6 protein-coding genes and 1 pseudogene are annotated in these 9,806 nt (G+C 68.2%); 4 read left to right on the forward strand and 3 right to left on the reverse strand.

Features of this window, described 5'->3' with window-relative positions:
* Positions 1 to 2,378: DNA polymerase I (gene polA, locus H0W38_RS09015; protein ID WP_292453018.1), on the reverse strand; the 2,378-nt coding region annotated here is incomplete at its 3' end.
* 62 nt (positions 2,379 to 2,440) lie between these two features.
* On the opposite strand from polA, the gene H0W38_RS09020 reads away from it, so the two are divergent.
* From H0W38_RS09020 to H0W38_RS09030, 3 genes are read left to right on the forward strand one after another with little or no spacing between them, the layout of a single operon-like run.
* Positions 2,441 to 2,764: a hypothetical protein gene (locus H0W38_RS09020; protein ID WP_292453019.1), complete on the forward strand. Its 324-nt coding sequence runs from the start codon at positions 2,441 to 2,443 to the stop codon at positions 2,762 to 2,764.
* Between the two features lie 10 nt (positions 2,765 to 2,774).
* On the forward strand, positions 2,775 to 3,749 hold the full coding sequence (locus H0W38_RS09025) for a homoserine kinase (RefSeq protein WP_292453020.1): 975 nt from the start codon (positions 2,775 to 2,777) through the stop codon (positions 3,747 to 3,749).
* 12 nt (positions 3,750 to 3,761) lie between these two features.
* Positions 3,762 to 4,559 (forward strand): BPSS1780 family membrane protein, encoded by a 798-nt coding sequence (locus H0W38_RS09030; protein WP_292453022.1) that lies wholly within the window; start codon positions 3,762 to 3,764, stop codon positions 4,557 to 4,559.
* Positions 4,560 to 4,624: 65 nt separating this feature from the next.
* On the opposite strand, the gene H0W38_RS09035 is transcribed toward H0W38_RS09030, so the two are convergent.
* The gene (locus tag H0W38_RS09035; RefSeq protein ID WP_292453024.1) at positions 4,625 to 6,931 is read right to left on the reverse strand and encodes a PhoX family phosphatase; all 2,307 of its coding nucleotides are present in this window, start codon (positions 6,929 to 6,931) and stop codon (positions 4,625 to 4,627) included.
* Between the two features lie 249 nt (positions 6,932 to 7,180).
* Positions 7,181 to 9,595, reverse strand: a complete 2,415-nt coding sequence (locus H0W38_RS09040; protein ID WP_292453026.1) for a UvrD-helicase domain-containing protein — start codon at positions 9,593 to 9,595, stop codon at positions 7,181 to 7,183.
* Positions 9,596 to 9,619: 24 nt separating this feature from the next.
* On the opposite strand from H0W38_RS09040, the pseudogene H0W38_RS09045 reads away from it, so the two are divergent.
* Positions 9,620 to 9,806: pseudogene (locus H0W38_RS09045) on the forward strand (hypothetical protein); the annotation flags it as partial.

Raw genomic sequence — 9,806 nt, forward strand, 5'->3', positions numbered from 1 at the left:
TCGATGTAGTCGCGCGCAGCCTTCTGCTCGATGCCGAGGTTGCTGGCCAGGCCGAACGCGCCCATGCCGTAGATGAGCCCGAAGTTGATGACCTTGGCATAGCGGCGCTGCTCGCTGCTCACCTCGGCCATCGGCACACTGAACACTTCACTGGCCGTCGTGCGGTGCACGTCGAGCCCTTCCGAGAAGGCATGCAGCAGGCCAGGATCGCCGGAGATGTGCGCCATGATGCGCAGCTCGATCTGCGAGTAGTCCGCCGACAGGATCACGTGCCCCGGGGGAGCGATGAAGGCCTCGCGCACGCGCCTGCCTTCCGCGGTGCGGATGGGAATGTTCTGCAGGTTGGGCTCGTTGCTCGCCAACCGCCCGGTCACCGCCACCGCCTGCGCGTAGTTGGTGTGCAGCCGGCCGGTCGAGGGGTTGACCATCAGCGGCAGCTTGTCGGTGTAGGTGCCCTTGAGCTTGGCCAGGCTGCGGTGCTCGAGCAGGCGGGCCGGCAGCGGGTAGTCGGCGGCCAGTTCGGCGAGCACTTCCTCGTCGGTGCTGGGCGCGCCGCTGGCGGTCTTGCGGCGCACCGGCAGGCCGAGCTTGCCGAACAGGATCTCGCCGATCTGCTTGGGGCTGCCCAGGTTGAAGGGCTGGCCGGCGAGCCCATGCGCCTCCTGTTCGAGCGCAGCCATGCGCACGCTCAGCGCCTGACTCTGGCGCGCCAGCAGGTCAGAGTCGATGAGCACGCCCGTGCGCTCGATGCGCAGCAGGGTCGCCGAAGCCGGCATCTCGATGCGCTCGTAGATCTCGCGCAACCGGGGCTCGGCTTCGAGCTGCGGCCACAGCGTGCGGTGGACGTGCAGCGTCATGTCGCTGTCTTCGCCCGAATACTGCGCCGCGCGCGTCAGTTCGACCTGCGCGAACGGAATCTGCTGCGCGCCCTTGCCGCACATGTCCTCGTAGCTCAGCCCCTCGCGGCCCAGGTGGCGCTGCGCAAGACTTTGCAGGCTGTGCGGCTTGTGCGCTTCGAGCACGTAGCTCTGCAGCAGCGTGTCGTGGACATAGCCGCGCACCGTGATGCCGTGGTTGGCGAAAACGTGCGCGTCGTACTTGACGTTCTGGCCGAGCTTGGCGCGCGCGGCGTCTTCGAGCCAGGGGCTCAAAGCATCGAGCACCGCGCGCAGCGGCAACTGGTCGGGTGCGCCGGGGTAGCTGTGCGTCAGCGGGATGTAGCAGGCCTCGCCGGGCTGAACGGAGAAGCTCAGGCCGACGATGCGGGCGCGCATCGGGTCGAGTGAATCGGTTTCGGTGTCGAGCGCCACCAGATCGGCAGCCTGGATGCGCACGAGCCACGCGTCGAACAGTTCCTGGCTCAGCACCGTGTCGTAGTGCGTTTCGAGTGGCGGTGCCGGTGTCGCTGCATCGGGCAGCAGTGCGTCCGTGCCGCCCTGCGCCGCGCCGGCTCCTGTAGGAGCGGCAAACGTCCTCGTCGCAATGCCGGTCGGCTCCTCCAGCGCCTTCTTCAAGCTGCGAAAACCCTTGCGCGTGTAGAAGTCGAGCAGCGCCGCGCGGTCGATCTCGCGCCAGGTGAGCGCCTGCCACGCCGATTCGTCGGGCCAGCCCGGCAGCGGCAGCGCCAGATCGCAATCGGACTTCACCGTGACGAGCCGGCGACCCAGCGGCAACCAGTCGAGCGCCTTGCGCAGGTTCTCGCCGGCCACGCCCTTGATGCTGTCGGCCGCCGCGATCACGCCGTCCAGCGAACCGTGTTCGGCGATCCACTTCGCGGCGGTCTTCGGACCCACCTTTTCCACGCCCGGCACGTTGTCGACCGCATCGCCCACCAGGGTCAGGTAGTCGACGATCGCGCCGGGCGCGACGCCGAACTTGTGCATGACGCCGGCCACGTCGAGCCGCTCGTTACTCATCGTGTTGATGAGGGTCACGCGCTCGTCGACCAGTTGCGCCAGGTCCTTGTCACCGGTGGAGACGACCACGCACTGGCCGCGCTTCGAGGCCGCGCAACTCAGCGTGCCGATGACGTCGTCGGCCTCGATGCCCGGCACCTCGATCACCGGCCAGCCGAGCAGCCGCACCACTTCGTGGATCGGGGCGATCTGGCGAGCCAGATCGTCCGGCATTGCGGTGCGGGTGGCCTTGTACTCGGAGTACCACTCGTCGCGAAAGGTCGGTCCCTTGGCGTCGAACACGCACGCGGCGTGGGCCGAAGGGTACTGCTCGCGCAGCTTGGTGAGCATGGCCACCATGCCGTGAAGCGCGCCAGTCGGCTCGCCCTCGGGACTGCGCAGATCGGGCAGGGCGTGATAGGCACGGTAGAGGTAGCTGGAGCCGTCCACCAGCAGCAAAATGTCGTCGCGTGCGGAACTCATGCGGGCATTGTGGCCGCAGCCTCGGGCCGCCCGCACCCGGGTGCCCGCCTACAATCGCGGCCATGTCGAAGCGCTTTTTGTCACTCGTCGCCGTGAGCCTCGTGCCCTTGGGCGTTGCGGCTCAACCCGCTGTACCGGCACAGCCGGCAGCGCAGACGCAGACTCCCGAGCCGGCCGTGCGCCGCACGGTGATCGAGGACGAGGGCGCGCGCATCGAAGAACTTCGCGTGCGCGGGGCGGTGCGCAACATCACCGTGCGGCCCAAGGGGGCCCTTGCGGCCGAGTACGAGGTGCTTGCGCCGGATGCCGGGCGCGACACCAGCTCCGGGCCCAACTCATCCAAGGGATCCGCCGGACGCAGCGTCTGGCGCGTGCTGTCCTTCTAGGCCGCCCGCGATGGCGGTCTTCACCGAAGTCGGCTTCGACGAAGCCGCCGCACTCGTGGCTCAGCTCGGCCTGGGCCGGCTCACGGCGCTCGAGCCGATCAGCGCCGGCATCGAGAACACCAACTATTTCGCCAGTGCCGAATGCGGCGAGTACGTGCTCACCGTGTTTGAGCGGCTCTCCTTCGAACAGCTGCCGTTCTACCTGCACCTGATGAAGCACCTGGCGCAGCGCGGCATCCTGGTGCCGGAGCCGCAGGCCGACGCCCGCGGTGGCATCCTGCACGCGCTTCACGGCAAGCCGGCCGCACTGGTCGACCGGCTGCGGGGCGGCCATGCGCTGGCGCCGAGCGCGCAGCACTGCGAGCAGGTCGGCGCCGCGCTGGCGCGCATGCACCTCGCCGCGGCCGATTACCCGCGTCAGCAGCCCAACCTGCGCGGGCTGGCCTGGTGGGACGAGACCGTGCCGCAGGTGCGTCCCTTCCTTGCCGACGCGCAGCGCTCGCTGATCGACGGCGAACTGACCTTTCAGCACAGCGTGGCGGCCTCGGCTTCGTACGCGACGCTGCCTCGGGGGCCCATCCACGCCGACCTGTTCCGCGACAACGTGATGTTCGAGAACGATGCCGACGGCCAGCCGCGCCTCGCCGGTTTCTTCGATTTCTATTTCGCCGGCGTCGATGCCTTCGCCTTCGACATCGCCGTGTGCCTGAACGACTGGTGCATCGATCTCGACTCGGGGCGGCTCGACGAGCAACGCGCCGCGGCCTTCGTCGACGCCTACGAAACGGTGCGCGCGCTCACCGGCGATGAAGTGCGGCTCCTGCCAGCGCTGCTTCGCGCCGCGGCGCTGCGCTTTTGGATCTCGCGTCTGTGGGACGTGCACCTGCCGCGCGAGGCCAGCATGCTGGTGCCCCACGACCCGGCGCATTTCGAGCGCGTGCTGCGCGAGCGCAGCGCCACGCCCTGGCATCCGCAGCACGCCTGAAGCGACGATTCGATGAAGCTCAAGACGGTTCGCGCCCGCCAGGGCCTGCAGTGGGTGCGCGGCGGCTTTCGTGTGTTCTTCCGGCAGCCGCTGGGCCTCAGCGCCATGTTTGCAGCGGTCGCCTTCGGCGCGCTGATGCTGCTGCAACTGCCGCTGCTCGGTCCGGTGCTGGCGCTGGGCCTGATGCCGCTCGCCAGCATCGCCTTCATGATCGCCACGCGCCAGGTGGAAGCTGGGCACAACGTGCATCCCGGTGTGCTGCTGCAGCCCTTGCGCGCACCGCCGCAGCGCCGTGCCCTGCTGCAGCTCGGCGGCGTGTACGCGGCAGCAGCGATCGCGGTGGTGCTGCTCGCTCACCTCGTCGACGGCGGGCGCTTCGCCGCCGCAGTGCAGGCGGTGGCGGAGAACGAAGCTACACCGGAACTGCTCACCGACCCGATGCTCGAGTTCGGCGTGCTGCTGCGGCTCGTGCTGATGACCTTGCTGTCGCTCGTCTTCTGGCATGCACCAGCGCTGGTGTTCTGGGAAAACATGCCGGTGGGCAAGGCCCTCTTCGCCAGCATGCTGGCATGCCTGCGCAGCGTGGGCGCGTTCGCGCTGTACGGCCTGGCCTGGTTCGGGCTGTTGCTGGGCTTCATGGTGGTCGTGCAGATGCTATTGACCCTGCTCGGGTTGGCCCAGGCCGTCGCCCATGCGGCACTGCCGGCAATCATGCTGTTTTCGACCGTGTTCTACGCGTCGCTGTACTTCAGCTACGACGATTCGTTCGAGACCGACCGGCCGGATGCGGCGCCGCTCGAAGGCGCATGAAAAAAGCCGGCGCGGAGCGCCGGCTCGAAGAAGAACCCCGCCAAAGCGGGCTTTCGTTGTGAACCTCAGCTGCCGATACGCCCGCCGTCGTTCTTGGTGATCACGATGGTGGCCGAGCGCGGCCGCTTGCCGGCGCCGTAGCCGGCGTTGCCCGGCCACTGGCTGACATAGTCGTCGGGGTTGCCGATGGCAGCCAGCGGGGTGCCTTCCCCGGGATGCTGAATGTTGACGAACAGCGCCTTGCCGTCGGGCGTTTCGGTGCAGCCCGTGATCTCGCAATCGACGGGACCGACCAGAAAGCGTGCCAGGGTTTGGGGCTCGGGCTTCTTGCCGACATAGGTGTCGACATTCAGCAGGCTGCCATCGGCCTTCGTGTAGCTCAAGGTCTTCTTGACGCCGTCACCCACCCGCCCGGGAACGCCGGCCAGCATCATGCAGTTGGTCACGTCGGTGTAGGCCCCATCGTCGGTCTGGATCCAGCAGATACCGGTGGCCGGGCTGAACCACAGACCGTCCGGGCTGGAGAAGTCCTGTGAATCCGTCAGCGACGACAGGTTGATCTTGCCCGCATCGGCACCGGCCTCCGCGCCGAACAGGTACACGTCCCAGGTGAACGACGTGGCGTCCGATTCGCCGCGCCGCTCGGCCATGCGGATGATGTGGCCGTTGATGTTGCCCGGCGAGCCGGCCGCAGCCCCACCGAAGGAGTCGCTGTAGCTGCGTGGGTTGGCGCTGTCCACGCGGGATTGACCGGCGCCGACCGGATCGATCTTGCGGTTGCTGTTGTTTGTCATCGTGAGATAGATCTCGCCGTTGGCCGGGTTCACGGCGCACCACTCCGGACGGTCCATCCGGGTCGCGCCCACGGCATCGGCCGCGAGCCGGGCGTTGACCACCACGTCGGCCTCGTCGGCGAACGCGTAGTTCGCGTAAGCGGCGATGAGCGGGTTGCGGATGGTTAGTTCAATCCACTCGCCGGTGCCGTCAGCGTCGTACCTCGCCACGTAGAGCCGGCCCTGGTCGAGGTACTTGTCGCCGGCGGCCATGCGCCTGCGGGGCATGGCGTCGGCGGGCGTCCAGCGCGCCTCGGACAACCACTTGTACACATACTCGTTCTGCGAATCGTCGCCCATGTACACGGCCAGCGGGCGGCCCGGCTTGCTCAGGCCGAAAACGGCGCTCTCGTGCGCGAAGCGGCCCAGACCGGTGCGCTTCTTGATGACGGCCTCGGGGTCGTAGGGATCGATCTCGACGACATAACCCATGCCGTTGAGCTCGTTGCGGTAGTCGTCGCGGCCGTCGTCCGACGCGCCGGTCTTGCCGATGTTCCAGCGGTCGTAGCCGTCCTGCCGGGCGGCATCGGCGCTCACCGCCGTCTCCCAGCCGTGGCGACTGCCGGCACCGGCCCGGCGGCCGTAGCGGTTCAGCGAGGTCACGCTCTTGTCGTTGCGCGCCGCGTCGTCGCCCGCGCCGCGGGTGAAGTAGCCGCCCCAGTTCTCTTCGCCGGTCAGGTAGGTACCCCAGGGCGTGATGCCGGTGCCGCAGTTGTTGATGGTGCCGCGCGTGCGGATGCCCTGCGGGTCGTACTTCGTGATCATCAGCGGATGGCCGCGTAGCGGGCCGGTCAGCTCGACCGGGGTCAGCGGCGTGATGCGACGGTTGTAGGGCGACTGGCGCACGTAGGAAAACGCACCCCCACGCTTTTGCACCTCCATGACGGCAACGCCGTGGATGGCCATTTCCTTGTCCACCTCGGCCGCCGGACGCTCGACGCTGTTGTCGCCGCCATCAGCATGGATGAACATCGACGGGCGGAAGCCGCGCGGGTGGGTGGTCGCCTCGTGATTGATCGCGATCAGGCCGCGCTCGGAGCCGTTCGCGTCGCGGCGGCCGTCCCTGCTCAGACCGAAGAACTCCATGCCGTCGTGGTGATCGCCGGAGCGGCGGTCGAAGTCGGTGTCGGTGCCGTCGTTGCGGTACTCGGGTGTTGCCGCATCGAGCGGATCGCCGAGTGCGATCAGGACGCTGGCGGTGTAGCCGGCTGGCACGCTGACCGCGTCCGCGGTGCTCTTGGTCACCGGGCTGAAGCCCAGTTTCTCGATGACGTCGTCGTCCTTGAGCCCCTTGCCTTTGCCGCCCCGTCCACGGTGCGCGTCGTCGTCCCTTTCATGACCGCGACCGCGGGCGAAAGCGCTGGCGCCCACGCCGCCCAGCACCGCCGTGGCGGCACTGCCCACACCGCCACGCAGCATGGAGCGGCGACTGAGCCGGGCGTCGAGAACCTCCATGAAACTCTCGTTGCGGGTTTCATTGGTGATCTCGTCTTCGAGTCCGACGAGGTGGTGAGTGGGAAGATCGACCGGCTTATTCATGGGGGGTGCTTTCCTTGCGGCAGGGGTTGATGCGACTGGTGGGTGAATCGCTCTGGACCCCACGACGCTAAGCAGCCGGCATGAAGCGCTCGTGAACGCGGCGTGACGGCGCGATGACAGTACGCGTGCCGGCTCGACGCTCGGGATACCCGGCCCGTTCCCTCACGGAAGCAGCACTTCGATAAGTCCGATCAAGCGCACCCGGCGAACGCGGCCCGCGGCGCTGACCGCGGGCGCAGCGCGCAGCGCCTATTCAATCGGCGTGAGCTTGGCCACCGACAGAGCCAGCCACTTCATGCCGTGACGGCCGAAGTTGACCTGGGCGCGCGCGTCGGCGCCCACGCCTTCGAGCGTGACGATCACGCCCTCGCCGAACTTGGTGTGGAACACGCTCTGGCCCGAGCGCAGCCCTTGCGGCGTGGTGCGCGCCGCGGCCTCGAAGGCGGCCGGCGCCTCGCGGCTCGCCATGCGCCCTGCGCCCACCATGCCGCCCGGCCCCGAGCCGCGCTGCCAGGCCTGCTGGTATTCGCGCGCATAACTGGAACCGAAGCCGGCGAGCTTCGGGCTCAGCCACTTGAGCGCGCCTTCGGGCAGTTCGTCGAGGAAGCGGCTCTTGATGTGATAGCGCGTCTGGCCGTGCAGCATGCGGGTCTGGCTGAAGCTCAGGTACAGGCGCTTGCGCGCCCGCGTGATCGCCACGTACATCAGGCGGCGCTCCTCCTCCAGCCCGTCGACATCGCTGGCCGAGTTCTCGTGCGGGAACAGGCCCTCTTCCAGGCCGGTGATGAAGACGTGGTCGAACTCCAGGCCCTTGGCCGCATGCACGGTCATGAGCTGGATCGCGTCCTGCCCCGCCTGGGCCTGGTTGTCGCCCGCCTCGAGCGCGGCATGGGTGAGGAAGGCGGCGAGCGGCGACATGATCTCGCCGGTCTCGGCGTCGGGTGCCAGCGCCTCGGCCAGCGCCACCGCGGCGGGCAGACCCTGAGCGATCTGGCCGGGCCGCAGCCCTGCGCCGCTCTGGCCGGCCGCTGCGCCCTGCTCGTCCACAGGTAGCGCCACGGCGTCCTTGCCGAAGCCCTCTTGCGTCACGAAGGCCTCGGCCGCGTTGACCAGCTCACCCAGGTTCTCCAGCCGCTCGGCGCCTTCGCGCTCGGCGCGGTAGAAGTCGGCCAAGCCGCTGCCTTCGACCAGGTGCTCTATGATTTCTCGCAAGGTGAGCCCGCGCGTGGCCTCGCGCATCGCGTCGATGAGCGCAGTGAAGGCGGCCAGGTTCGCGCCGCCCTTGCTGGCAACCGCCCCCACGCTCTGATAGAGGCTGCGTCCGCTGGCGCGCGCGGCATCCTGCAACTGCTCGAGCGTGCGCGCACCGATGCCGCGGGTGGGGAAGTTCACCACCCGCAGGAAGCTGGTGTCGTCGTTGGCGTTCTCCAGCAGCCGCAGGTAGGCCAGCGCGTGCTTGATCTCGGCGCGCTCGAAGAAGCGCAGCCCGCCGTACACGCGGTAAGGCATGCCGGCGTTGAAAAGCGCGCTCTCGATCACGCGCGACTGCGCATTGCTGCGGTAGAGCACTGCGATCTCGCTCCGGGGCGAGCCTTCGCGCAGGAGCTGGCGCGCTTCGTCGAGCAGCCACTGCGCTTCGGCGAAGTCGCTATTGCCCTCGAACACCCGCACCAGCTCACCCGGCCCGGCCTCGGTGCGCAGGTTCTTGCCCAGCCGCCGCGAGTTGTTGGCGATGAGCGCGTTGGCGGTGTCGAGGATGTTGCCGAACGAGCGGTAGTTGCGCTCGAGCTTGATGACCTGCTGCACCCTGAACTCGCGCTCGAAGTCGGCCATGTTGCCGACCAGCGCGCCGCGAAAGGCATAGATGCTCTGGTCGTCGTCGCCGACCGCCAGCACGTTGCTCTCGGGCCCGGCGAACATCTTGAGCCAGGCGTACTGCAGCCGGTTGGTGTCCTGGAATTCATCGACCAGGATGTGGCGGAAGCGCCGCTGGTAGTGATCGCGCAGCTCGGTGTGATCGCGCAGCAGCTCGTAGGTGCGCAGCATCAGCTCGGCGAAATCCACCACGCCTTCGCGCTGGCACTGGTCTTCGTAGGCCTGGTAGATCTGCTGCTGCACGCGGGTGAGCTCGTCGCGCACCGGCACGTCCTTCGGGCGCAACCCTTCCTCCTTCGCACCGGCGATGAACCAGGTGCACGGCTTCGCAGCAAAGCGCTCTTCATCGAGCTTCATGCCCTTGATGACGCGCTTGACGGCCGAGAGCTGGTCCTGCGTGTCGAGAATCTGAAAACCCTGCGGCAGCGCGGCCAGTTTCCAGTGGGCGCGCAGGAAGCGGTTGCACAGGCCGTGGAAGGTGCCGATCCACATGCCGCGCGGGTTGACCGGCAACTGCGTGGCCAGGCGCGTGAGCATCTCCTTGGCCGCCTTGTTGGTGAAGGTGACCGCCATCACGCCGGCCGGCGAAACCTGCCCGGTGTGGATGAGCCAGGCGATGCGCGTGGTCAGCACGCGCGTCTTGCCGGAGCCGGCACCGGCCAGGATCAGCGCATGGCCCTTGGGCAGGGTCACCGCCGCGAGCTGCTCGGGGTTCAGGTGTTCGAGCAGACGCGCAGAAACAGGCGCAGGCGCAAGAGAAAGAAGGTCGTCAGAATCCGCTGCATGCATCGATGGATTCTAGGAGCCGGGGCATTGCTTGCCATGGGGCCGGGCATGGGCAAGCCGGCCGCCGAGCTTGCCTGCACGGCGCCCCAGCGCGTCGTCGAGCGCTTCATCGACGCCGACTGCGAAAGCTGCTGGTCGGCACCAGCCGAAGCCGCCCTGCCGGCTCGCGCCTGGGTGCTCGACTGGATCACCCCCGGCGCACGCGGCGCCGAGG

Origin of the sequence: Methylibium sp. (assembly GCF_013817365.1) — a bacterium.
In the GTDB taxonomy this organism is placed as follows: Bacteria; Pseudomonadota; Gammaproteobacteria; order Burkholderiales; family Burkholderiaceae_C; genus Methylibium.

Coding starts and splice junctions, on each gene's coding strand:
- H0W38_RS09020 (WP_292453019.1), top strand. CDS start 2,441: ATGTCGAAGCGCTTTTTGTCACTCGTCGCCGTGAGCCTCGTGCCCTTG.
- H0W38_RS09025 (WP_292453020.1), top strand. CDS start 2,775: ATGGCGGTCTTCACCGAAGTCGGCTTCGACGAAGCCGCCGCACTCGTG.
- H0W38_RS09030 (WP_292453022.1), top strand. CDS start 3,762: ATGAAGCTCAAGACGGTTCGCGCCCGCCAGGGCCTGCAGTGGGTGCGC.
- H0W38_RS09035 (WP_292453024.1), bottom strand. CDS start 6,931: ATGAATAAGCCGGTCGATCTTCCCACTCACCACCTCGTCGGACTCGAA.
- H0W38_RS09040 (WP_292453026.1), bottom strand. CDS start 9,595: ATGCATGCAGCGGATTCTGACGACCTTCTTTCTCTTGCGCCTGCGCCT.